At 36.2% G+C, this 21,708-nt stretch carries 27 protein-coding genes and 1 pseudogene; 17 read left to right on the plus strand and 11 right to left on the minus strand.

The features are described 5' to 3' along the window. Positions 1 to 684 carry a hypothetical protein gene (locus AC1M9L_RS00445; protein ID WP_481591013.1) on the plus strand — a complete coding sequence of 228 codons (684 nt, stop codon included), beginning with the start codon at positions 1 to 3 and terminating at the stop codon, positions 682 to 684. 32 nt (positions 685 to 716) lie between these two features. Here AC1M9L_RS00445 and AC1M9L_RS00450 read toward each other — a convergent pair whose 3' ends face one another. From AC1M9L_RS00450 to AC1M9L_RS00475, 6 genes are read right to left on the minus strand one after another with little or no spacing between them, the layout of a single operon-like run. Beyond that, entirely contained in the window at positions 717 to 1,232 is a 516-nt protein-coding gene (locus AC1M9L_RS00450; protein WP_481591014.1) for a hypothetical protein, read from the minus strand. Positions 1,233 to 1,234: 2 nt separating this feature from the next. Next, on the minus strand, positions 1,235 to 1,639 hold the full coding sequence (locus AC1M9L_RS00455) for a DUF559 domain-containing protein (protein WP_481591015.1): 405 nt from the start codon (positions 1,637 to 1,639) through the stop codon (positions 1,235 to 1,237). Continuing rightward, positions 1,636 to 1,896, minus strand: a complete 261-nt coding sequence (locus AC1M9L_RS00460) for a helix-turn-helix domain-containing protein (RefSeq protein ID WP_179998045.1) — start codon at positions 1,894 to 1,896, stop codon at positions 1,636 to 1,638. The genes AC1M9L_RS00455 and AC1M9L_RS00460 overlap by 4 nt, the downstream gene beginning before the upstream one ends. Beyond that, entirely contained in the window at positions 1,893 to 2,816 is a 924-nt protein-coding gene (locus tag AC1M9L_RS00465; RefSeq protein WP_481591016.1) for a helix-turn-helix domain-containing protein, read from the minus strand. The genes AC1M9L_RS00460 and AC1M9L_RS00465 overlap by 4 nt, the downstream gene beginning before the upstream one ends. Positions 2,817 to 2,827: 11 nt before the next feature. Further along, positions 2,828 to 3,277 carry a phage regulatory CII family protein gene (locus tag AC1M9L_RS00470; RefSeq protein ID WP_481591017.1) on the minus strand — a complete coding sequence of 150 codons (450 nt, stop codon included), beginning with the start codon at positions 3,275 to 3,277 and terminating at the stop codon, positions 2,828 to 2,830. 39 nt (positions 3,278 to 3,316) lie between these two features. Further along, the gene (locus AC1M9L_RS00475) at positions 3,317 to 3,502 is read right to left on the minus strand and encodes a Cro/CI family transcriptional regulator (protein ID WP_116763120.1); all 186 of its coding nucleotides are present in this window, start codon (positions 3,500 to 3,502) and stop codon (positions 3,317 to 3,319) included. Between the two features lie 101 nt (positions 3,503 to 3,603). Between AC1M9L_RS00475 and AC1M9L_RS00480 the strand changes: the two genes are divergently transcribed. The 8 genes from AC1M9L_RS00480 to AC1M9L_RS00515 all read left to right on the plus strand — a co-directional run bounded on the left by AC1M9L_RS00480 (position 3,604) and on the right by AC1M9L_RS00515 (position 9,984). Continuing rightward, the gene (locus AC1M9L_RS00480) at positions 3,604 to 4,251 is read left to right on the plus strand and encodes a LexA family protein (protein ID WP_481591018.1); all 648 of its coding nucleotides are present in this window, start codon (positions 3,604 to 3,606) and stop codon (positions 4,249 to 4,251) included. Positions 4,252 to 4,300: 49 nt separating this feature from the next. After that, positions 4,301 to 5,449, plus strand: coding sequence for an ABC-three component system protein (locus tag AC1M9L_RS00485; RefSeq protein WP_481591019.1), 1,149 nt, complete (start codon positions 4,301 to 4,303; stop codon positions 5,447 to 5,449). A gap of 10 nt (positions 5,450 to 5,459) precedes the next feature. Then, positions 5,460 to 5,942 (plus strand): three component ABC system middle component, encoded by a 483-nt coding sequence (locus AC1M9L_RS00490; RefSeq protein ID WP_481591020.1) that lies wholly within the window; start codon positions 5,460 to 5,462, stop codon positions 5,940 to 5,942. Further along, complete coding sequence (locus tag AC1M9L_RS00495; protein WP_481591021.1) at positions 5,939 to 7,849, plus strand: DUF3732 domain-containing protein; 1,911 nt, start codon at positions 5,939 to 5,941, stop codon at positions 7,847 to 7,849. Before AC1M9L_RS00490 ends, AC1M9L_RS00495 begins: the two co-directional genes overlap by 4 nt. 114 nt (positions 7,850 to 7,963) lie before the next feature. Next, positions 7,964 to 8,392 carry a hypothetical protein gene (locus AC1M9L_RS00500; protein ID WP_481591022.1) on the plus strand — a complete coding sequence of 143 codons (429 nt, stop codon included), beginning with the start codon at positions 7,964 to 7,966 and terminating at the stop codon, positions 8,390 to 8,392. Further along, a complete protein-coding gene (locus AC1M9L_RS00505; RefSeq protein WP_481591023.1) occupies positions 8,392 to 9,513 on the plus strand; it encodes an ATP-binding protein in 1,122 nt (373 codons plus the stop codon). Before AC1M9L_RS00500 ends, AC1M9L_RS00505 begins: the two co-directional genes overlap by 1 nt. Then, entirely contained in the window at positions 9,510 to 9,653 is a 144-nt protein-coding gene (locus AC1M9L_RS00510; protein ID WP_481591024.1) for a hypothetical protein, read from the plus strand. The genes AC1M9L_RS00505 and AC1M9L_RS00510 overlap by 4 nt, the downstream gene beginning before the upstream one ends. 64 nt (positions 9,654 to 9,717) lie before the next feature. Next, on the plus strand, positions 9,718 to 9,984 hold the full coding sequence (locus AC1M9L_RS00515) for a helix-turn-helix domain-containing protein (RefSeq protein ID WP_481589973.1): 267 nt from the start codon (positions 9,718 to 9,720) through the stop codon (positions 9,982 to 9,984). Positions 9,985 to 9,998: 14 nt separating this feature from the next. On the opposite strand, the pseudogene AC1M9L_RS00520 reads toward AC1M9L_RS00515, so the two are convergent. Continuing rightward, positions 9,999 to 11,260 (minus strand): annotated as a pseudogene (locus tag AC1M9L_RS00520) (tyrosine-type recombinase/integrase). Between the two features lie 313 nt (positions 11,261 to 11,573). Beyond that, complete coding sequence (locus AC1M9L_RS00525) at positions 11,574 to 11,807, minus strand: hypothetical protein (RefSeq protein WP_035270711.1); 234 nt, start codon at positions 11,805 to 11,807, stop codon at positions 11,574 to 11,576. Positions 11,808 to 12,079: 272 nt separating this feature from the next. Between AC1M9L_RS00525 and AC1M9L_RS00530 the strand changes: the two genes are divergently transcribed. After that, entirely contained in the window at positions 12,080 to 12,628 is a 549-nt protein-coding gene (locus AC1M9L_RS00530) for a hypothetical protein (protein WP_179998064.1), read from the plus strand. Between the two features lie 148 nt (positions 12,629 to 12,776). Further along, positions 12,777 to 13,253, plus strand: coding sequence for a hypothetical protein (locus tag AC1M9L_RS00535; protein ID WP_035263591.1), 477 nt, complete (start codon positions 12,777 to 12,779; stop codon positions 13,251 to 13,253). 43 nt (positions 13,254 to 13,296) lie between these two features. Here the strand turns inward: AC1M9L_RS00535 and AC1M9L_RS00540 are convergent, their stop codons facing one another. From AC1M9L_RS00540 to prmB, 3 genes are all read right to left on the minus strand, one after another. Further along, entirely contained in the window at positions 13,297 to 13,650 is a 354-nt protein-coding gene (locus tag AC1M9L_RS00540; protein WP_143047393.1) for a hypothetical protein, read from the minus strand. A 98-nt stretch (positions 13,651 to 13,748) separates the two neighbouring features. After that, positions 13,749 to 14,834: a chorismate synthase gene (aroC, locus tag AC1M9L_RS00545; RefSeq protein ID WP_092766326.1), complete on the minus strand. Its 1,086-nt coding sequence runs from the start codon at positions 14,832 to 14,834 to the stop codon at positions 13,749 to 13,751. A gap of 14 nt (positions 14,835 to 14,848) precedes the next feature. Further along, a complete protein-coding gene (gene prmB / locus AC1M9L_RS00550; RefSeq protein ID WP_092766327.1) occupies positions 14,849 to 15,859 on the minus strand; it encodes a 50S ribosomal protein L3 N(5)-glutamine methyltransferase in 1,011 nt (336 codons plus the stop codon). 371 nt (positions 15,860 to 16,230) lie between these two features. Here prmB and AC1M9L_RS00555 point away from each other — a divergent pair, with 371 nt between their 5' ends. The 6 genes from AC1M9L_RS00555 to AC1M9L_RS00580 all read left to right on the plus strand — a co-directional run bounded on the left by AC1M9L_RS00555 (position 16,231) and on the right by AC1M9L_RS00580 (position 21,698). Continuing rightward, positions 16,231 to 16,440: a cold-shock protein gene (locus AC1M9L_RS00555; RefSeq protein ID WP_035263597.1), complete on the plus strand. Its 210-nt coding sequence runs from the start codon at positions 16,231 to 16,233 to the stop codon at positions 16,438 to 16,440. A 123-nt stretch (positions 16,441 to 16,563) separates the two neighbouring features. After that, entirely contained in the window at positions 16,564 to 16,869 is a 306-nt protein-coding gene (locus AC1M9L_RS00560) for a hypothetical protein (RefSeq protein ID WP_481589968.1), read from the plus strand. A 143-nt stretch (positions 16,870 to 17,012) separates the two neighbouring features. Next, complete coding sequence (locus AC1M9L_RS00565; protein ID WP_481591025.1) at positions 17,013 to 18,386, plus strand: ABC1 kinase family protein; 1,374 nt, start codon at positions 17,013 to 17,015, stop codon at positions 18,384 to 18,386. Positions 18,387 to 18,613: 227 nt separating this feature from the next. Further along, entirely contained in the window at positions 18,614 to 19,909 is a 1,296-nt protein-coding gene (locus AC1M9L_RS00570) for an acyl-CoA dehydrogenase family protein (protein ID WP_481591026.1), read from the plus strand. A 30-nt stretch (positions 19,910 to 19,939) separates the two neighbouring features. Next, positions 19,940 to 21,139, plus strand: a complete 1,200-nt coding sequence (locus tag AC1M9L_RS00575) for an acyl-CoA dehydrogenase family protein (RefSeq protein ID WP_481591027.1) — start codon at positions 19,940 to 19,942, stop codon at positions 21,137 to 21,139. Between the two features lie 73 nt (positions 21,140 to 21,212). After that, positions 21,213 to 21,698 carry a GNAT family N-acetyltransferase gene (locus AC1M9L_RS00580; protein WP_481591028.1) on the plus strand — a complete coding sequence of 162 codons (486 nt, stop codon included), beginning with the start codon at positions 21,213 to 21,215 and terminating at the stop codon, positions 21,696 to 21,698. Positions 21,699 to 21,708 lie beyond the last annotated feature (10 nt).

The raw sequence follows: 21,708 nt of genomic DNA on the forward strand, positions 1-21,708 counted from the left end.
ATGCATAATTCACTTGAAAGCTTCTTAAAAAGAATATCTTTTTTCCTTATTTATTTACCAGCACTCATTTATGGTTGCCAAATTGCTTATTTTTCAGGAATAAGTGAACCGTTGGGAATAGACATCTCATCCTTAGGAATGAATTATTTTGAGGTTTCATTTTTTGGTTATTTAAATCTATCTACTACGTTTTTAGATAATTTAAATAAACTAGCATTATTAATTGCATTTTCTATGTTGTATTTAGCCATAGCATTTTTATTACATGTTTTGGCGATTCACCCTTCAGAAAAAGAAAATGAAAAATTCAGAGTTGATGCACTATTATCTAGTTTTGAATTTCAGAAACCGATTATTTACTCTAAGTTTGTCAAAATGGTAAATTCATTTTGGTTTACTACTACTATCTATTTCTTTATATTTATTTTTAGTCTATTGCTCATTCTTACATTCTATAATAAAGGTAAAAAAGATATTATTTCTACTGTTGATAAGATTAAGACATCTGAAATTTGTGAATACACTACTGGTTATATCAAACAAAATAACGAACAATTCAGAGTCAAACCTATTCTGTGTGGCAACTATAAATGTTATGGAATTAACTTAGATAGACTTGAAGTAATCACTTACCTCCCTGAAAACTATAGTCAATTTTTAAATGTCCCAAATAAATTTAAATAAATTAATACTTCAAGAACGATTAATTAAGCACCTTATTTGGTGCTTTTTTTATATCCAACAAACCCATACCGACTATGCAAAGCAGCTAAACCGCACTTAACATCCATTCTTGAATCTGCTTGAGTACGATTCTCTCGTACCATTTCAGACCAAGAATTCCCATAAAAATAACGATCAATAACTGCATCCATCCAATCATCTAAAACTTCAGATTGTCCCTGCATATCTAATATTAAACGTTGTACGGCGCGTGCTTCATTATCATCAATCTGACACACAATTTTTGTCTGCTTTAATTTTGGTAATTGATAATCACCAGTCAGGAAATCAACAATGATTTTTGATTCCTGTAAATCGGTCAGTTTTTTCTGTTTTCTTTTCTTAGTGGCATGATCCATGGCCACTGCAATTGGATTAATACTTTGGCTACATGTTCCACTAACTGAATTCATCCATGCGCCGAATTGGTGTAACCATCCTTCTAAATCAAAACGTGACCAATCTATTGTTTGTAAAATATGTTGTTTCGTTGCCTCTGCTACAACCATGACTATTCCCCTACCATCTTCTCAATTTGTTGTATTGCTAAACCTGATTTCACTTGTTCTGTACTAAACCGTATTACCTGGTAACCCATCATTGTTGCTGCGTTGTATTTTTCCATATCGTCGATATAACCTTTGCCTCTAGTGTGTCTACCTCCACTCCATATTCCACCTTCAACCTCGATCAATATTTTTTTGCAGTTTAGATGGAAATCAGCTCTCCATTTACGTTTGGGATGAAACCTAAACTCTCTCTCAAATTCGATTCTGTGCGCCTTAAGTTGTAAAGCTAATATCGACTCTCCCATACTTTCAATTTGCTTATCACGGCGCGGAGATTTTGACTTAAGTACATTTTTACTCTTTGAGCCGTACAAGCTTTTATATTCAGCAAGGGAAATACTTGTCATACTGATTTTCCAAAAGCGATATCAGCAAATAATTCCCTTGCTGATTTGCTCAATCTGAATCCCTGCGGAGTTTGGCCATCCTTTTCCACGAGCCCCCAATTCGCTAGTCCATTCAAATAACGTTGCAGGCTACGGATTGAAATTCCCATGTTCGGTTGAATCTCATCGAAAATTTGTTTCACAGAGATTCTTCCATTCGTTGAAGACATAATTCTCAAGATCATCAGGTTTGTAATCGTGCGATCAGCTTCAGTCACGCTGCACCTCCCATTAGCACGCCGTTGAAACCTACTTGTTTCAAATAGGATTCCCACTTTTTCGCCTGTTCAGGTTTTTCAAGTTTCATTGAGATACGAGCTGCAAGTTTTTCATAGGACTCGCCTGGCTCAGCGTACTTACCAGCAAACTCTGGGTGCTTAGCTAATTTCTGAGCAAACACCTGAATCTGTTTGTCAGTGAGGTATTTTGGTTCTGCAGTAGAATTTAATTTCTGATGGCCAGTGAAATTTGAGTACTTGGTGCGGTATGCGTTGATCAACCAATCTGCAAAATGGAAATTCATCAGTTCATCACAGAGATTCTTTCCAGCGTTGTATATTTCAAATGCACGTTTTTCACGATCACCCCAAGTTGCGTTCATGAGCATTTCAAAATCCAAATCGGGATCAGCCAGAAAAATTTCTTCACGAAGTTTTTTGAAGCAAAGCCACCCTTTTTTATTTTTAGATTCAAATGGGAGATTCATTGGGAGATTCTGTGTCCCAATTTCGGTACTGGTCTCGGTACCGTTTTTGGGACTGGTACTTGTTCCGTTTTCGGTACTAGTACCAATATAGGAACCTGTACCTAAATTGGAACTAGTCCCGTTTTTACCACTAGTCCCCTTTTTGGTACTGGTTGGATGATCTTCCCGACCGACCACACCCAGCAGTTGGTAGACTTTTACGCCGTTGCCGACGATCTTCCCTGTATATTTAATAAAGGCTTTTTTCTCTAGGTCGTCTAAAACTTTGATGATGGTTTTGCGGTTCATCTTGGTGTCTTTGACCATTCGCATAATGCTTGGGTAGCATTTGTGGTCTTCCCCTGCGCGGTCTGCCAGTGATAGCAATATGAGGCGTTGTGTAGAACTGTCTACATCCGCTCTCCAAGCCCAAATCGTTGCATCTAAACTCATATGGGTTACCTCTATTTGTCTTCTACGCACTGGTGTATTTGTGCATCCAGTTCGGCCAGTATTTCGTGTAGTCGGTGAATGACCTTAGACATGTCTATGGCTTCTCCGCGTGTGATACGTCCGTCTGCCATCATTTCTTTAAATAGCGTGTAGACGTTTCCGCCTTTCATCCCAAAGCTCAGCACCAAATCTGTGAGTGCTGTATCTCTGCATTCGGGTATGACAGGCAGGTTGATTGCGACTTTGCCGTGTTGGGCATTGAGGCTTTGAAGTATTCGGTAGTCATTCGTTAACGCCATCAGCTTGGATGCTTCTACTAGCGTCAAGTGATGGGTGTCTGTATTTGGATTGACTTTGCTATTGAGCACGGCGGGACTTTTCATGTCCATACGGGGTGCGAGTGCGTTTGCTCCACCTTTGTAGTCGTGCACGGTGTGATAAGCAGCATCTAATAAGTTCATAACGGCTTCCTTTGAACGTGTTTTTAAATTTGATGCGGCTTAATTTATTGATGTACTTCTTTTTAAAGGTAATAAGCCTTTGGCCAAATCTCTTATTTGATATTCACGCACAAGTGGAATTTTATTTTCTGACCATTGACTGATTGCTTGAGAGCTAATTCCTAGTTTCAAAGCTAAGTCTGTAACGTTGCAATTCAAAAGCTCTAATGCTTCTTGTTTTGTCATTAAGTGCACTCGATTAGGTAACTTTTCTTACCTTATTAAATAACATAAAACTTACCTAGTCAAATGGTAAGATTCCTTACATTGAAAATGGGCAAAAAATTATGGAAACTTTAGGAACTCGCCTGAAAGAACTAAGAAAAAATAAAAAAATTACGCAACAACAAATTGCTGATGCGATAGGCGTGTCTAAGACATCCGTTATTTATTGGGAAAAAGACGACAATCTTCCTAAACATGAAAGTTTAATGGCACTAGCAAAAGTACTTAGCGTATCTCCTGCATATTTATTAAATGGGGACACAAATGATAATTCTGACTCAAATGTATCCATGCCTTTTCAAATTTCAGGGCGATTAATTCCTGTTATTTCGTGGGTTCAAGCTGGTACTTGGACTAGTGTAGAAGCTGTGCCTGCGGGTACACAGTTTGATGAGTGGTTACCGCCAAACCCTAAATGTGGAAAACATGGGTACGGACTAGAAGTATCTGGAGAGTCCATGCTTCCAGACTTCCGCCCTGGCGATAAAATTTATGTGAATCCTGACTTTCAAGTAAGTGACTTAAAAACTGGAGATCTAGTCATTGTTTCGAGTGAGGGTGGTAAAGCTGCTACTTTCAAGAAGCTAATTGTTGAGACTGACAACATGTATTTGCAGCCGCTAAATCCTGAATGGTTGGAAAAAGCTATAGCGTTAGAAGATGGATGTAAATTGGTCGGAAAAGTTGTGGGCCTTTATAGAGATGTATAATTATAATTTATAAAGATGTCACATTATAATTCATAGAGGGGAAACTATTTTGAAAAATAATCCTTATGCTGCTGCTGCATCAAGTATTGGTTACGATTACCAAATAAGATTAGCTCTTCTCAAGTCATTTAAAATCAATGAAGAGAGCGAAGTCCATATTGAAGCATTAGATGATATAGAGCTTAATACAAAGGATGGAAAACAATTACTATCATTAAAGCATAAACAGATTAATGATACTCTTACAGACCTTTCAGTTGATTTCTGGAAATCAGTCAATATCTGGATCGATAGAATAAAAATTATCACTACTCCAATAAATTTCTTATTATGTACAACAGCTGAAGTATCTGATAGCTCATTTTTAAAAATCATCACAGATGGAAGTAAGAGAACTATTCAGTTAAAGGATATAACTCAAATTGAAGAAATTTTAGATACTTCAACTAACAAAACTATAATTCCTATCAGAGAAAAATTTAAAGCACTTGAAGATTCTAAAAAAATTGAATTATTCAACAGGATTACAATTATAGATAAATCAATAAGAATCAATGACATACCTAATTATATTATGGATAATTATTTTAGAACGGTGAACCAACAATATAGAAATAATGTATACGAAACATTAGAAGGATGGTGGTTTTCTAAAGTTATTGAAAAAATGACAGGTAGTTTAAAAGATCCTTTAATTGTTAGAGATATAAGTGCAAAACTTCAACAAATAAGTGAGCAATATTTTGTAGATAATCTTCCTATAACATTTGATGAATTGACACAAGATCAAGTTGATATAACAAGTTATTTGGACAATGAATTTCTTTTTGTACAAAAAATGAAACATATAAGCATACGAGACACCCAACTTCAACGCTCTATTTTCGACTTCTACCGCGCCTATAATCAAAGAGTTGAATGGTTAAAATCCAATTTAGTAACATCTGAAGAAATATCAAAATTTGAAAAAAAACTAATAGATGAATGGGAACGATTTAAAGATGATCAATATTTTGATGATAAAGAAATTACACAACCTGAATTGTTAAAAATTGGACGTGCAATTTTTAGTTGGGCTCAGAACACAAATATATTTATCAGACCCAAAGTTACAGAACAATATGTAACGAGAGGAAGTTTTCATATCTTAGCTGACAAAGAAGACGACTTAATCTATTGGCTGCCAAAACTTCCTTGATAGGTATAAAATGACTGATTTTAAGAAACAACCTAGTGAATCAAGAGCTTTATTTTCGCCATCTTATTGTGCGCTGATTATTGCAAATTTCATTGATCATTATCAAAAAAAATCTGGTAAAAGTATCCCACCAGCATTGATACATGTAATTCTCCCCTTAGTACTTAATGAAGACTATGCATCATGCTTTCTAAATAATAGTAGAAAAAATTTTTTCCATATAGTTGAATCTAATAGAAATATTTACTCATCATTCCCATTAAAATACTTTAACTCAATTGAGATCACTAACAACGCCCTACTTTTCCTTGCCGAAGCTAAAATTTTGTCTGTACAAGACGGCACAATTGAATTGAATGATAATTTTCTAAATAAAAGTTACTTTAAAACCAATCTTAAATATGAATTCCAAACTTCTAATACTATTTCTAACTCTATTTCAAAAATAGATGATGTAACTGGTATATTTATTACGCTAGGTATTAATCCATGAAAATTAAATCCATACATATATATAGTCACAATGGTGATGTTAGAAGTATTAACTTCAAAATTAATGGGCTAAATATTATTACAGGATTAAGCTCTACTGGAAAATCTTCAATTATCAATATTATTGAATATTGCTTGGGAAAATCAGATTGTTTAATTGCAGAAGGTGTTATCACGTCTAAGGTTTCATGGGTTAGTGTAATTTATACTATAGGTGAGCAAGATGTATTGATTGCAAAGAAACTACCCGAAAATGGAAAAGCTAGCTGTAGCCAGTTAATGTTAAAAAGAGGAGTAGATCTCACTGCTTGTGATTTCAAAGAATTAGAAAATAACTCTAATGATGATACTTTAACCTTGTTATTTAATAATTTACTGAATATTCCGAATGAATATACGAATGTTGATTCTAATCAAACACGTACTTCATTTAATATCAATTTATCTCATACCAAATTTTATTTATTTCAGCCTCAATCTTTAATAGCAAATAAAGATAGTTTGTTCTACAGACAATCAGAAAGTTTTATTCCTCAAGCCATTAAAGATACTTTCCCAATTATCGTGAAAGCGGAATCCTTAGAATATAGAATAATCTTCGAAAAAATCAAACAGTTATCAAAAGATATAAATTTAATTGAAAAAAGAATTGAAAATGAACAAAATGATGGCAGCTATTTAATATTTGATCATCTAAAAAATGAAGCATCAAATTTTAAAATCGACATTTCAAATGTATTATCACCAGAAAAACTCTTAAGTTTAGTAAAATTAAAAACTAGTGAAGCTAATCTTCAAGAAGATTTTTCCGAAGCAATCGTTAGTATCCAAAGAGAAATTCTCGAGCTCCGAAAGGAAAAAAGCAAATTAATTACTGAACAGTCTCTACTAGAAAAATTTTTCTCAGAAAAAGACACTTATTTTACAAATCAAAAACTATTGGAATCTAGGCTATCTACAATAAATGCTTTCAAAAATATAGAGTTATCAGATAGTCAAAGTTTCAATGAAATTATTAACTTAGTTAAATCAGACTTGGTAAGTATTAGTAAAAAACTAAAAACTTACAATAAGATTTCTGATGATCTTAATAAAGACAAAGTTTTTGATGAATTATCAAAGAGAATCAATGATATAGATAAAAATATTATCAAACTAAATCATCAACTTGCAGATCTCAATGAAGCCAATAATACATATTTAAATGATTCATTCGATCTTGCAAACTATTATATTTTAATTGGAAAAATTAAAAGTTTCATCGAGAATATAAATATTAAATCGTCTGAAAGCCTTCAAGAAGAATTAATTCAAAAACAGCTCAAACTTTCAGATCTAAAAACAGCTCTTGAAGAGTATGATAGTATTTCGGAGAAATTAGATTCAATTATTTTTCAGATTTCTTTAAAAATTACCGAGTATTTGAAACTATTAAATTATGAACATGGTACTTCTACAACCAGATTCGATTTAAAAAATTTAACTTTAATTACAACAAGATCTTCTGGAAAATCTATACCTATGAATAAAATAGGTAGTGGTGCTAATCATCTAGCTTTACATATTTCTGCTCTTTTAGCTTTTCATTATTATTTTCAAAATTTTAGTTGCCCAGTTCCATCTTTCATAATTTTCGATCAACCAAGTCAAGTATACTTTCCTCAATTAGGATTAGAAGCCAAAACTGATTTACGCGATAACAAACACTATAATAGAGATGATATTCAAGCAGTAAAAAACTTGTTCAAGTTCCTAATTAATTTTATAAAAGAGGAAGTACCTAATTTTCAAATCATTGTTACAGAACATGCACTTTTCAATGAACAATGGTTTACAGATTGTATGATTGAACCATTTTGGGCACCTCCACATGCACTTGTACCAGAAAATTGGCCCAACCTTGGGTAAGCTAAATTACTATTTGACATTTTAGGTAAGTTAACTTACCTTTATCTCGTACACAACAAAAAAGCACCCCTGCCTTCGAACTCATGGGTGCTTTGCATCACTGCGAGATCAATTATGAATCTAAATTTTAGCCCATTCAATACCGTCGCCGTAAGTTTAATGATATCTACTGTAACGATTGGTGCATTAGTCTTCACTAAACAACCTCAAGCGACAGATTTGAAGCTTAGCTACTCAAGCTATATACCTAATCAAACATCAGTCGCAGCATTAAAACTGACTTCTGAATCGACTGGCTACGCTGTAATACGTTTTGATGAATACACACTCGACGTGTCATTTGACTATGAAAAGTTTACGAATGATTACGGCGTTCCTGGTAGTGAATTTGATGATGCAATGATTACATCGCTGACGATCGACAAAATTCACGATGTCTTAGGTAACTCAGTATCAGATTTTACAGATCACAATGACCATTACAACATTAATCAAATGTTGATCACTCACATGCATCAGAATCGCATGTTAGGGGGTGTGTAATGGCCCTTCCTATCATTGAAGCGAACCAAACACTATTGGTTCAAGCAATCATTATTTATCTCTATGCGGATCCAGGACTTGGCAAAACTTCGATTGGCTTTACAGGTGATAAAGCAATTTCCTTTGACTTTGATAAAGGTGCACATCGTACTGGTGAGCTTCGTCGTGGTGCAGTAGTTCAAGTTCAACAATGGTCGGATGTAGCAAATCTCACACCTCAAGATTTAGCACCATATAACACAGTGGTTATTGATACTGTTGGCGCCATGCTTGAAAGCATCAAGACGCACTTGGCCTTAAACAATACCAACAAACAAAAAGATGGTTCACTGAAATTAAAAGCTCAAGGTTTAGCGAACAATATCTTCAAACAATATGTAAATACATTGATTGCATCAGGCAAGGACGTGGTTTTCATTGCACATGCTTCTGAAGATCAAAACGGCGAACAAATTGTATATCGTCCTGATCTAGGCGGTAAGAACCGTAATGAGCTTTACCGTATTGCAGACATTATGGGTTACCTGACTACCGTGACTACAGGTGAAGGTAAAAATGCACGTGTCATTAGCTTTAAGCCTTGCCCTACTCATCATGCAAAAAATGCTGGTGGCTTAGGTGGTGAAACTGGTGAGGTGTGGGTACCTGACTTAAAACAGAATCCTACATTCTTGGCTGACATCATTAAACAAGCGAAAGACCATATCAACAGAATGACACCTGAGCAGTTGGAAACCATCAAAGCGGATGAAGACTTTGAAAATTGGAAACAAAGTTGCTCAGAAGCTCAACATGCTGGGGATTTAAACCAACTCACTGAATCATTACCTCAGGGCCATCGTTACGTAATGGATATGTGGTACGCAGTTCAGCGTCGGGCTAAAGAACTAGGCTGTCCATACAACAAAGATGAAAAGAAATGGCTCAATTCACCTGAATTCAATGGCATTTCAAATGAGCAACTTGCTCAGCTTCAAGACTTCATTGCAGAACGTGGCTTAGACACTAAAACCGTTTGTGAATACTTAGGCTTAGATGCCTTGGCACAGATTGAGGTAAAGCAATTTGCAGCGGTTAAAGTCGATATAGATAACTATGCGAAAAGTATGGTGAAAACATGAAATTTAATTATTCCTCTATTACCCGAACACTGACAGTGATCGGGACGCGAATGACCCATATTTTCGAAAATGTTGGTATTGGTGAAATTGATTCTTTGGTCATCAATGCAAAGTTTAAAGAAGCAACTTGGAGAAAGTAATGAAAAAAATTTATGTATCAGATTTTCAAAATGAAAAACAAATACAAACAACAGAGGTGTTTTCATGGCTTTGAAAAGTTTTAAGAATATCAATGAAGATGAACGATCTAAATTATTAAAACCATTTTTAGATGCACCTAATGATCAAAAGTTTGGACAAGATTTGGTAGCTCTATATTTAGATTGTTCCCCGTGGACTTTAGCCAGAATGCGCTGTGATGGGTCTGAACTTCCCTACACCAAAATAGGTCGTCGAGTTGCTTATAGAAAAGCTGATGTACTCGCTTTCGAAAAAAGAAGAACTGTCACCTGCACAGCACAATACGCATAATTAAAAAGGCAGGTTTATCCTGCCTTTAATTGTTTGAGTCTTTCATCCCAGACACTTTCGTAGTTAAAACAATCAATTTTTCCTTGGTATACAGCCTCAATCATATTCATGGAAGCTCTTAATTCCTCCATCGGTATTTGTACATATCCACCTGTGACATCTAAACGCGGTCTAGCAGTATGGTTTAGCAGTCGTTTAGTCACATAGATATTAAATCTTAGTAAATTACATATCGTCGCGAAGGTGCGTCTAAAATCATGCATCGATACATAAAAATTAACTTGGGTACCTATTTTTTTGAGTGCAGTATCTACTACAGTAGCGTGAATATTATGAGACGTTGGAAGTTTAGTCGCCGGGAATACCCAATCATTTTCTTTAAGTAAGTATCTTTCTTTTAGTACGGATAGTAAGTGGTCCCCTACTGGAAACTCATGATTTGAACCATTTTTCGTGTCTCTAAAAATAACTATACCTTCTTTAAAATTTACATCTTCCCATTTAAGACCGCAGACTTCTTGACGACGACAACCGGTATACATGGTAAATAAAATGATATCTCTATGCGTGTTGGATCGTGCTGTATTTTCTAGATTAAGTTCATCCTCATAATTCAAAACGGCGTTGTAGTACTTATGAATGATACTTTTATCTAAATGCCTATTACGACTTTCAATCTTATTCCAGCCTTTAGTTACGGCAATAATATCTACCGGATTGCTTTTTAAAATTGGGTTTTCATAGGTCGAATAAAGCACATGAATATATTTCCAAACCGTGCCGAGCAATGAAATTGCACCATTGGCTGATGACTTGCTGAGCTCAGATACTTCGATAAATTTATCCAGGACTTCTTTTTTGTTATTTCAAAGAGCGTACGATCTGACCACTTTAAGTATAAATCAAAGTATTTTTTATACTGCCTAATTGTTTTAGGTTTGAAATCATTTCTATCGATATAAATCTTTAAAGCTTCATCGACAGTGATATTTAAAAAATTATTTACGGAAACTTTTTCATTTAGACTAATGTATTCCCCATTGGAGATTTGAGCCAAAATCATTTGGGCTTTTGCTCGAGCAGAATTTACGGATATTTCGTTCGCTTTCCCAATCACGACTCGATAAAGTTTCCCCTCGTGTCTCCGTTCTACAATATAGGATTTTGATTTAGTGGTGACTCGAATCGCGAAACCGATCAAATCTGTATCTCTAATAATTTTTTGACCAGAATCCGTCAATGGGATAGCATCAACATTAGACTTGTTGAGTTTCATGATTAATCCAATAAACCTTCAGTAAGTTTATTAAATCATGCTTCTCAACAGTCTACAAATAGTCTACACGTGATTTTTTAAGACTTTTATAGCATCGTTAAAATTTATATAAACTACTAATAAATATATAATTTTAAGTTAATAATAATCCACAATGGTGCTATAGAAAAAGTAGAATCCACCTAACCTACTTTGGATTGGGAATGTTTGGTGCATATTGAACCGTGCTTAATTTCGAATAGAACTATAATATTATAAAATAGATAATGAATAGTGATGAGAATGAGTAAGGCAGCTCAAGGCTGCCATTAAATTAATTCAGTGCGATGACTTTAACTAAGATTGTTTGTGATTCTTCAAAGTCATCAAATATTTGCTTTCGATTAAGTTCTTTTGACTTCACTTTAAACTCATGATTCTGGTACTGAATGACTGATGGAATTGAATCGAAATACGCATAGTCTGCCTCGATGGTTTCTTCAAACAATGGAGTGCCCAATTGATAGTCTTTGCTCTTCAGCACCACATATTTCACAGTCGTTTTCATTTCATACTCTTTTATTAACGCTTTATTTTTAGTTATATCACCTTTTGAAAAGTGTTCAATCAAAAATAGAAACGTTTGACCATAAAGGACTCAATCAATTATTTTTTACCACCTTTAAACTTAATTCAAGCAACCTGACAAGCATCACAAAAAGAAAAATAGCAAAACACGACAATAAATATATATTTTTTGATAACTGGTTAACATTTATATGGATTGTATGCTAAATTTAGCATATACAAAAACAACATCTATTTAACTGGTTGATAATAATGAAAGTTCAATTTATATCTATTCTTACTGCTCTTTCACTGAGTGGGTGTATAGTTGTATCCAATAAACCAAATGCAAGTTCTGCAAAAGCTTATGCATCTAATGTTATTGATTTTAAACCTTCAGAAAATGCCAAACGAATTGAAACACGTGGTCAGGTGATTTGTGAACCATCAAAACCATGCACTGAGTTAACATTTGATTGGAAACAGCAGAGCAATAATTTATTTAGAGTACATACCAATCTATTTGATCGAAAATCTTTTGATATCAAGCAAGTGATTTTCACGCTAGATGGTCAAACTTATCCTTACACAACTTTAACTCAAACCAATACACGATCAGTCAACAATTCTGATCTCATTAACTCTACAAATTACATTGATGTACCAATGAATTTTGTCGTTATGTTTGATCAGTCTAAATCTATCGATATTGCTGTAGTAACAGATCAAGGTGCTATTACGCATAGCATTTTAAAAGATGGGCATGCATCGTTTGCCTATCAAACATTTAAAAGTGGCTACCAACAATTTAAGCAAAAGTAAAAAAAGACCCACTATGGGTCTTTTTTTAATCATCGATACAAAACTGCAACGTGTTATTAGACTGCTAGGCATTTCATTTTTTAGAATTTTTCGTTAGATTTAACAAATTGTGTACACAGTTATAATAAACAAGACAATAGGTAAAATCATGAAAATCAAACTAGCGCTTATTTCAGCATTGGTTGTATTAACAGGTTGTGCAGGAAGTTATCCAGAACGTGTTGTAACCAAAGGACCTCTCATCTGTGCTACTGATGAAATTTGCCCTGAGCTTGCACTCCGTTGGAATGATGAAAAGCGTAATGGTTTTAAAATAACTGCAGATGTAAATGACACTATACAGCACGATATAAAACAATTGAACTTTATTGTTGATGGTCAGCCTTATGTCTATTCAACAATTCAACCAACCCAATATGCAACTGCAGCTGGTGTAACGAATTCATCTAATTTTATTGTCGTTCCTGTAAGTTTTTTAAACTCATTTAGAGACGCAAAACAAATTGATCTAAAAATCGTGACAGCTAACGGCGAAGTGACTCGTCCCATCCTGCAAGCTGACGGTCAGAAGTCTTCTGCTTACTTAACATTTATCAAAGGTTATACAGGTCAAACTATCGAATAAATGAATTATTCACTAAAAAGCCAGTTCGTTGAACTGGCTTTTTTTAAGGCTTACAACTTTTTTGATAACTTGTTCCTAAATCTTGGAATGATAACTCAAAAGAATTTCTCATTTTTTTTGCAAATAATGCTTCTTCTTTTGCTTTAGCCATATGAATATTCTTTTGTGCTATTCGCTCTAAAGCATTTAATGCATCTGCATATTCACAAGCTCTTTGAATGATCAACGAAATATTCTGCTTACTATCGACCGATTGATGTAATCGAATTTGACTCGCTTCAATTTCGTTATAAATTGACTTCACTTCAATATCAAACTGAGATTGTGTTAAGCCATTCGCATAACTATACGATAATCCGCATAAGACCATCGCCCCAACCAATATCCTTATTTTCAATTGAATTCCCCATAAAACGTTCAATTGCAATTTTAAAATTATATTAAAAAGCCAGATCAATCATCTGGCTTTTTACATCATACGCTTTTTTACTTTGGTTAAATTGGCTCAAATGGCGCAACAACGTCGGCATTTTGGGCACGATGACGCATAAAGTGATCCATTAACACGATTGCAAGCATCGCTTCAGCGATTGGTGTCGCACGAACACCCACACAAGGATCGTGACGACCTTTAGTAAGAACATCCGTATCTTCACGATTAATGGTAATCGTTTTGCCTGGTGTGGTAATAGAAGCAGTAGGTTTTAGTGCAATTGATACACGAATATCTTGACCACTTGAGATACCACCTAATATACCACCAGCGTGATTCGCTAAGAAGCCATCAGTTGTCAGTTCATCACGTGTTTCATGACCAAATTGTTCAGCCACACCAAAACCATCACCAATCTCTACACCTTTAACCGCATTAATTGACATCATCGCATGTGCGATATCAGCATCTAAACGGTCGAAAACAGGTTCTCCCCAGCCTACGGGTACTTTAGAAGCAATAATTTCAAGTCGTGCTCCACAGCTTGTTCCTTTTTCACGCAATGATGTCACAAGTGCTTCAAAGCGTGGTACGGCATCAACATCACCACAAAAGAATGGATTATTCGGCACTTCATTCCAATCTAATTTTGCTGTTTTTTCAGTTCCGATTTGAGTTACATGGCCACGGATTTCAATACCAAATTTTTCAAATAAGAATTTTTTAGCAATTGCACCCGCTGCAACACGCATCGCTGTTTCACGTGCGCTTGAGCGACCACCACCACGGTAATCACGGAAACCATACTTTTGTGTATAGGTATAGTCTGCATGACCTGGACGGAAAGTTTGTGCGATATTACCGTAATCTTTAGATTTTTGGTCTGTATTACGAATTAAAAGACCAATGGATGTCCCAGTGGTTTTACCTTCGAACACACCTGAAATAATTTCAACTTCATCTGGTTCTTTGCGTTGTGTTGCAAATTTAGAGGTACCTGGTTTACGACGATCTAAGTCTATTTGTAAGTCCTCAGCTGATAACTTCAGACCTGGTGGAACTCCATCTACAATCGCCATCAAACCCACACCGTGAGATTCACCACAAGTTGTTACACGGAACAATTGTCCAATACTATTGCCAGCCATGTTCAACAACTCCTTTAAACTTGAACAGATTGAATGAATAAATCACGATATTGACGGCATTGTGCTGCAGTCAGTGCAAAAATACCTGATCCACCACGTTGGAATTGCAACCAGTAGAAATCAACAGTATTAAAGTTTTGCTTCATCGCCCATTCTGAGTTGCCCACTTCAATGACGATTAAACCATCTTCAGTTAAATAGTCTGCGGCTTGAGCCAGCATTTTACGCACAAGATCCAAACCATCTTGACCCGCTGCCAATGCCAATTCTGGCTCGTGATGAAACTCATCTGGTAAATCTGCCATATCTTCAGCATCGACATACGGCGGATTAGAAATAATTAAATCGTATTGATTTTCAGCAGGTATTTTAGCGAAAAGATCAGATTCCAATAAAGCGACTTGATACTGTTTATTGTGATGCTCACAGTTGATTTGAGCAACCTCAAGGGCTTCTTTTGAAATATCAGTAGCATCGACTTCAGAATCAGGGAATGCATATGCCAAAGCAATTGCGATACAACCAGAGCCAGTACACATATCCAAAATACGCTGTGGAGTTTTAGGATTTGGATTCACTGGCAAATTATTGACCGCTTCACCCATTTCACCATTTTCAGTCAAACAATAAGGTGCAAAACGATTTTCAATTAGCTCAACGATTGGTGAGCGTGGAATCAGTACACGCTCATCTACATAAAATGGTTTACCAAAGAAATAAGCAAGATTTAATAAATATGAAGTAGGAACACGGTCATTGATACGACGTTCGAGTAAACTCAAGAATTCCGCAACTTCGCTTGGCAGCAATTTTGAGTCTAAAATCTCAGCATCGGCATTCCAGTCTAGTGACAAAGTTTGTAAAACTAAAGCAGAACTTTCAGCAAAATAATCTTCAGTACCTTGACCTAAGTGTGCATCGTATTGACGTAATGCTGTAACTCCAAAACGAATAAAATCTCGAATAGTTGTTAAGTTTTCAGCGGCTTCCTGTAGATGTTCAGGGCTAATAGTCGGTCGATCCACTTAAGGCGTCTCCAAGGTCAATTTTTTAAAAACGGTCTATGATACCTTGTTTTATCTTATTAATAAAAAGTTCTATCGGTGTTATTCGGCAAATTTGTATTGAAAATTTGAATAGTTAGAATTATCCATTGAATAAGGTCTACTCATTCAGGTTTTAAAATAGCGAGAAAGTTGATTAAAACTAACGATATTGAAAATAATCGTGTATACTCGAAGCCAACTAGAAAATTTATGTTGTTTCATTAAATCTTTTATTTCGCAGTGTTAGTCATAATCCTACGTTTGGTTTCAGATTTTAAGTTTCATTTTTTTTCCAAGTTACATCATTGAGTTCAAACTCATAACATTAAAGTTTTATTAGGATTCCTATTATGTCTAATACTGTTAAAGGTACAGTTAAATGGTTCAACGAAACTAAAGGTTTCGGTTTCATCCAACAAGAAAACGGTCCTGACGTTTTTGCTCACTTTAGCGAAATCAAGGGTTCAGGCTTTAAAACTTTGGCTGAAGGCCAACAAGTTGAATTCAGCGTAACTCAAGGTCCTAAAGGTCCTAACGCTGTTGACATCGTAGCAGTTTAATTAACTGTTAAAAAAAAGCGGGCTTTGCCCGCTTTTTTTGTCTCTCGAAAAGCTCACCAGACTTGAAAAAGAAAATTTAGACTCAAACTAATAAAAGTTAAAGTGAATTTCAAAAGTTAAAGTATGAGTTATAAACACAATAATTTAATGGCAATGCGTCAAAATTACTGGGGTGATGATTCTTCCCCTCGTGTCACAACAGAAAAACAATTTCTTAAGCAATTTTTGATGGATCATCAAATTTTTGAAAATCCAAGTTTGGATGATGTTAAATATTTTTTCTTCAGCTTACCTAGCGTCATTATTATCAAAGCATATGCCCTTGGATTTATTCATGAAACTGTTGTCAACTTAATGAAGTTATTCATCTCTGAGTATCGCGTGTCTCTGTCTACTCGAGCTCAACTCCCAGTTAAATATCGACTTTAAAAAGCTTAGGCTATTTCAGTTTGAATAAATTGACCATTTATACACCTGATATTGAAATACTTGAACTATTTTAATACGTTCATAACATGTAATATTCAATACAATGATTTCTCTGCGCGATTCGCTTAAAGGACCTAAACTTCATGTCAGATCAGAATGAAAAGCTTAAACAATTAAAAACTTCTTCAATGGATCGCCGTCTTTCGATTGCGAAAGCTTCTCTACTGGCTGGCACACGCTGGGCTGCTTCAAGTGCGAGTTCTATTTTTTCAAGCGAAGAAGAAAAAGAAAAAAAACGTAAACAAGCGATGAAAGAACAAGCTGACTATCTCGTTGCTGAAATCGGTAAATTAAAAGGCTCTATCGTCAAAATTGGTCAAATGATGGCGTTATATGGTGAGCATTTTCTACCTGAAGAGATCACGCAAGCTTTAAACACTTTAAATAATCAGACCGTTGCCCTCGCGTGGCCTGCGATACATGAGCAACTGCGCAACCAACTTGGCTCTAAACTCGATGATCTCACTATTGATCATGAGCCTTTAGGCACCGCATCATTAGCACAGGTTCACCGTGCAACACGTAAGTCTGATGGTCTTGAATTGGTGCTCAAAGTTCAATATCCCGGTGTAGCAAGCGCAATTGACTCAGATATGAGCTTGTTTAAGAACATGCTCAAACTTACACGCATGGTTCCTCAAACTCGTGAATTTGATCAATGGTTTGATGAGGTTCGCGAAATGATGCACCGTGAAGTAAATTACAAAATTGAAGCTGAAACAACACGTCGTTTTAGAGCGCGTTTAAAAGATGATCCGCGTTATGTTGTTCCACAAATTATTGATCCATATTGTACAGATCAAGTGCTTTGTATGACTTTTGAGCGTGGTGTTCCGATTAATAGCCCAGTCATGCTTTCACTCCCTCAGGAACGTCGCAACAAATTAGGTGAAGCATCGCTTGAAATTGCCGTTCGTGAAGTGTTTGAATGGGGCGAGATGCAGACTGATCCTAACTTTGGTAACTACCTAGTACGCTTAGGTGACGGCGCGCAAATTGAAGATAAAATCATTCTTTTAGACTTCGGTGCGATCCGTCAATTTGATGATCAACTCCTCAAGGTAGCTCGTAATTTAATTACCGCGGGCTATCATCATGATGCTCAAGCCATGGTCAATGCTATGACAGGTTATGAGTTTTTCGATGCAATGCCATTAAGCATTAAACCTGACATGGCAAAAGTGTTCCTTCTAGCTACTGAAGCTTTTAGTACTTATAGCAATAATCCAGACCTACCAACAGGCATTATGGATGAACAGCAGCGCTATGATTGGAAACAAAGCCAACTGCATAGCCGTGTGATGCAACGAGCATCCAAGTCGATGGCATCGCGCTATTTTTCAGTTCCACCGAAAGAATTTATGTTCATCAGCCGTAAGTTCATAGGTGCATATACATTCATGACTGTGATCGAAGCAAAAACAAATGTGCGCAAAATGATCCAATCATATGTTTAAGGAACAAAGACCATAGTGATCTATCGTGTCACTATGGTCAATTTATTAAATAAAAAATTTAATTACTAAAAAGAATATATCTTAAATTTCATTAGAATACCTATTCAATTACCATTTATCTGTTTGGTCAAAAAAGTCTTTTAAGCTAGTCATTTTCGACATAGTCATTTCACTAAACACATGTCACGATCTTGTTGTATAAAAAAACCATCAGGGAATTTACAACAATGAATGATATCGCAAACAAAGCGCAAGGTTTAGGCTTAGCCTTGATCACTAAGCTCGCAGGCAGTGATTTAATCGATCAATTAAAACTAAGAAAAATTATCGAACGCTCGCTTTATCAAGGTTCTAAGGCTGGATTTAAAACCTTGGGCTCTACACAGAAAATTTTTAAACAAAAATCCAATACTCCGACTCAACGTCTATCCAATCAGCAAAAAGGGTTATTTGATCTCAGCCTTTCTGAAGAACAACAGATGACTGTTGATGCGATGCAACAATTTGCTCATGAAGTTCTCTACCCCCTAGCACATACAGCCGACCACCAAGCTACTTTTCCAGAAAACTTATGGGCTCAATTTAAAGATTTAGGTGTCAATTATTATGCATTGCCTGAACAATACGGCGGCGTTGCTTCAGAAAAGAATGTGGTTACAAATGTGCTGATCGCAGAGCAACTTGCACAAGGTGACTTCTCATTAACAGCTACATTACTCTCCACGTTCTCAGTCATTAATGCAATTACACAGTGGGGTTCAGCAGAGATTCAAAATAAGTATTTGTCGGCATTTAGCGAACAAGATGATCTATTTGCAACTTTTGCTGTTCAGGAAAATACACCTGCTTTCAACCCTTTCCAATTAAAAACAAAAGCGACACGCCAAGGCGATCATTTTGTCATTAATGGTGAAAAAACTATCGTTATTCTAGGTGAGCAGGCAGATCTTTTATTGGTTTCCGCAGATTTAGATGGAACAGCTCAGGTTTTCATTGTTGAGCGAAATGAAACGATTTCATATAAAGCAAATCCAGCAATGGGGCTGAAAGCAACCCAATCTGTGAGCCTAAAATTTAACAACACACCAGCATTTAAACTAAATGAGCAAGATTTTGATTATACAGCGTTCATTGATCTGGGCAATTTAATGTGGTGTGCAATGGCAGTGGGTACATGCCAAGCGGTTAAACAATATTGCATTCAGTATGCCAATGAACGCACTGCATTTGGTGAACCAATATCCCACCGTCAAAGTGTTGCATTTATGATCGCGGATATGGCTATTGAAATTGATGCTATGAAAATGTTGGTTTTGAATGCTGCAAGCCGCGCAGAATCAGGTTTAAGTTTCTATCGTGAAGCATACTTAGCACGAATTTTGTGTGCAGAAAAATCAATGAAAATTGGCACTGATGGCGTACAACTCTTAGGTGGACATGGCTTTACCAAAGAACATCCAGTTGAACGTTGGTATCGGGATTTGCGTGCTACTGCCATTATGCATTCTGGTTTACATGCTTAATCAAATAATAAAAATTTAAGGACAAAGATGATGAATTTAGAAAATCCGAGAAAATTTAAAATGCTTGTTGATCAAGCTCATCAGACAGCGTTAAACGTGCTTCGCCCTATTTCACGCAAATATGATAAAGCTGAACATGATTATCCCAAAGAACTCGACATGTTAGCATCCCTATTGGATGGTATGAATGAAGGTGGCGATGGCATGAATGCTGGCGCTGCCGTCAATAAACGTGGAGATACGACTCAAGGCAACAAAAATGGCGTGAACATGTCTACTGCTTTGGGTGTAATTGAGATGTGTTATGGCGATACTGGTTTATTACTTACCATGCCTCGCCAAGGATTAGGTAACTCTGCAATTGCTGCTGTAGCCAATGAAGAGCAACTTGAACGCTTCAAAGGAACTTGGGCTGCGATGGCAATTACCGAACCAGGCTGTGGATCTGATTCTGCAGCAATACGCACCACAGCAACTAAAGATGGTGATGATTATATTTTAAATGGCGAGAAAATTTTCGTCACTTCTGGTGAACGAGCTGATTCAGTCGTGGTTTGGGCAACACTCGATAAAAAACTTGGGCGTGCAGCAATCAAATCATTTGTTGTTCCTAAAGGCACGCCTGGCATGACCGTTGAACGTCTTGAACATAAACTCGGAATTAAAGCTTCAGATACTGCTGTCATTCGCTTTATCGATTGTCGTGTCCCTGCTGCAAATTTATTAGGCAATGCTGAAATCGATGTTGCAAAAGGTTTCGCTGGCGTCATGGAAACTTTTGATAATACACGCCCTCTTGTGGCCGCAATGGCAGTTGGGTGCTCTAAAGCGTCTTTAGAGCGTATCAAGGAAATTTTTAAAGACCAACTAGATGCTGAATATGCCACCCCCTACCTTCAATCCTCAAATATTGCAGCTCAGATTTATCGTATGGAAGCAGAATGGGAAGCTGCTCGTTTATTAACCCTAAAAGCTGCATGGATGGCTGACAATAAAAAGCCTAACTCGCGTGAAGCTTCAATTGCAAAAGCGAAAGCTGGACGAATTTGTAATGAAATTACATTGAAGTGTGTCGAACTTGCTGCAAGTGTAGGCTATACCGAAGATGAGTTGTTGGAAAAATGGGCGCGTGACTCCAAAATCCTAGATATCTTCGAGGGCACACAACAAATTCAACAGCTTATTGTTGCGCGCCGTGAACTTGGAAAATCATCAAGCGAATTGAAATAAATCACGTTGAATTAAACTCAACTCCGATGAAACTTAGATATACTCTGTGAAGATTTACTAAGTTTCATCGATTATGTACTTTATTCGAACTATTCAACCCCAAGATAATCTCCATATTGCAAAAATCATTCGTGAAGTCTCAGTGGAGTTTGCTCTCGCTGCTGAATCAGGCTTCGCAGTAGCAGATCCAATTCTAGATCAACTCTATGACGTTTATACAAAACCTCACTCCATATATTGGGTTATTAGCAATGACCAACACGAGGTCTTTGGTGGTGGGGGCATTGCACCTTTGCTGTGCCACGAAAACACCCTAGAGATACAAAAAATGTATTTTATGCCCTCAATACGAGGTTTGGGTTTTGCAAAACAAATTCTAGAAAAATGTATCCAATTTGCACGAGATCAGGGTTACACGCAAATTTATCTCGAAACCACAGCATCTCTCTGGCAGGCTGTAAAATTATATGAAAAATTAGGTTTTCAACATCTACAACACCCATTAGGAAATACTGGACATAGTGATGCATGCGAAATACGCATGTTAAGAGTATTATAAAAAAACCGAC

It is taken from the genome of Acinetobacter sp. ANC_7511, assembly GCF_056779975.1.

Excerpts from the sequence above, each read along its gene's own strand:
- AC1M9L_RS00570 (WP_481591026.1), top strand. The coding sequence starts at position 18,614 with ATGAATGATATCGCAAACAAAGCGCAAGGTTTAGGCTTAGCCTTGATC.
- AC1M9L_RS00470 (WP_481591017.1), bottom strand. The coding sequence starts at position 3,277 with ATGAACTTATTAGATGCTGCTTATCACACCGTGCACGACTACAAAGGT.
- AC1M9L_RS00535 (WP_035263591.1), top strand. The coding sequence starts at position 12,777 with ATGAAAATCAAACTAGCGCTTATTTCAGCATTGGTTGTATTAACAGGT.
- AC1M9L_RS00465 (WP_481591016.1), bottom strand. The coding sequence starts at position 2,816 with ATGAGTTTAGATGCAACGATTTGGGCTTGGAGAGCGGATGTAGACAGT.
- AC1M9L_RS00480 (WP_481591018.1), top strand. The coding sequence starts at position 3,604 with ATGGAAACTTTAGGAACTCGCCTGAAAGAACTAAGAAAAAATAAAAAA.
- AC1M9L_RS00510 (WP_481591024.1), top strand. The coding sequence starts at position 9,510 with ATGAAATTTAATTATTCCTCTATTACCCGAACACTGACAGTGATCGGG.
- AC1M9L_RS00495 (WP_481591021.1), top strand. The coding sequence starts at position 5,939 with ATGAAAATTAAATCCATACATATATATAGTCACAATGGTGATGTTAGA.
- AC1M9L_RS00555 (WP_035263597.1), top strand. The coding sequence starts at position 16,231 with ATGTCTAATACTGTTAAAGGTACAGTTAAATGGTTCAACGAAACTAAA.
- AC1M9L_RS00450 (WP_481591014.1), bottom strand. The coding sequence starts at position 1,232 with ATGGTTGTAGCAGAGGCAACGAAACAACATATTTTACAAACAATAGAT.
- AC1M9L_RS00455 (WP_481591015.1), bottom strand. The coding sequence starts at position 1,639 with ATGACAAGTATTTCCCTTGCTGAATATAAAAGCTTGTACGGCTCAAAG.
- AC1M9L_RS00580 (WP_481591028.1), top strand. The coding sequence starts at position 21,213 with ATGTACTTTATTCGAACTATTCAACCCCAAGATAATCTCCATATTGCA.
- AC1M9L_RS00505 (WP_481591023.1), top strand. The coding sequence starts at position 8,392 with ATGGCCCTTCCTATCATTGAAGCGAACCAAACACTATTGGTTCAAGCA.
- AC1M9L_RS00500 (WP_481591022.1), top strand. The coding sequence starts at position 7,964 with ATGAATCTAAATTTTAGCCCATTCAATACCGTCGCCGTAAGTTTAATG.
- AC1M9L_RS00475 (WP_116763120.1), bottom strand. The coding sequence starts at position 3,502 with ATGACAAAACAAGAAGCATTAGAGCTTTTGAATTGCAACGTTACAGAC.
- AC1M9L_RS00560 (WP_481589968.1), top strand. The coding sequence starts at position 16,564 with ATGAGTTATAAACACAATAATTTAATGGCAATGCGTCAAAATTACTGG.
- AC1M9L_RS00530 (WP_179998064.1), top strand. The coding sequence starts at position 12,080 with ATGAAAGTTCAATTTATATCTATTCTTACTGCTCTTTCACTGAGTGGG.
- AC1M9L_RS00525 (WP_035270711.1), bottom strand. The coding sequence starts at position 11,807 with ATGAAAACGACTGTGAAATATGTGGTGCTGAAGAGCAAAGACTATCAA.
- AC1M9L_RS00490 (WP_481591020.1), top strand. The coding sequence starts at position 5,460 with ATGACTGATTTTAAGAAACAACCTAGTGAATCAAGAGCTTTATTTTCG.
- AC1M9L_RS00445 (WP_481591013.1), top strand. The coding sequence starts at position 1 with ATGCATAATTCACTTGAAAGCTTCTTAAAAAGAATATCTTTTTTCCTT.
- AC1M9L_RS00565 (WP_481591025.1), top strand. The coding sequence starts at position 17,013 with ATGTCAGATCAGAATGAAAAGCTTAAACAATTAAAAACTTCTTCAATG.
- aroC (WP_092766326.1), bottom strand. The coding sequence starts at position 14,834 with ATGGCTGGCAATAGTATTGGACAATTGTTCCGTGTAACAACTTGTGGT.
- AC1M9L_RS00515 (WP_481589973.1), top strand. The coding sequence starts at position 9,718 with ATGGCTTTGAAAAGTTTTAAGAATATCAATGAAGATGAACGATCTAAA.
- AC1M9L_RS00575 (WP_481591027.1), top strand. The coding sequence starts at position 19,940 with ATGAATTTAGAAAATCCGAGAAAATTTAAAATGCTTGTTGATCAAGCT.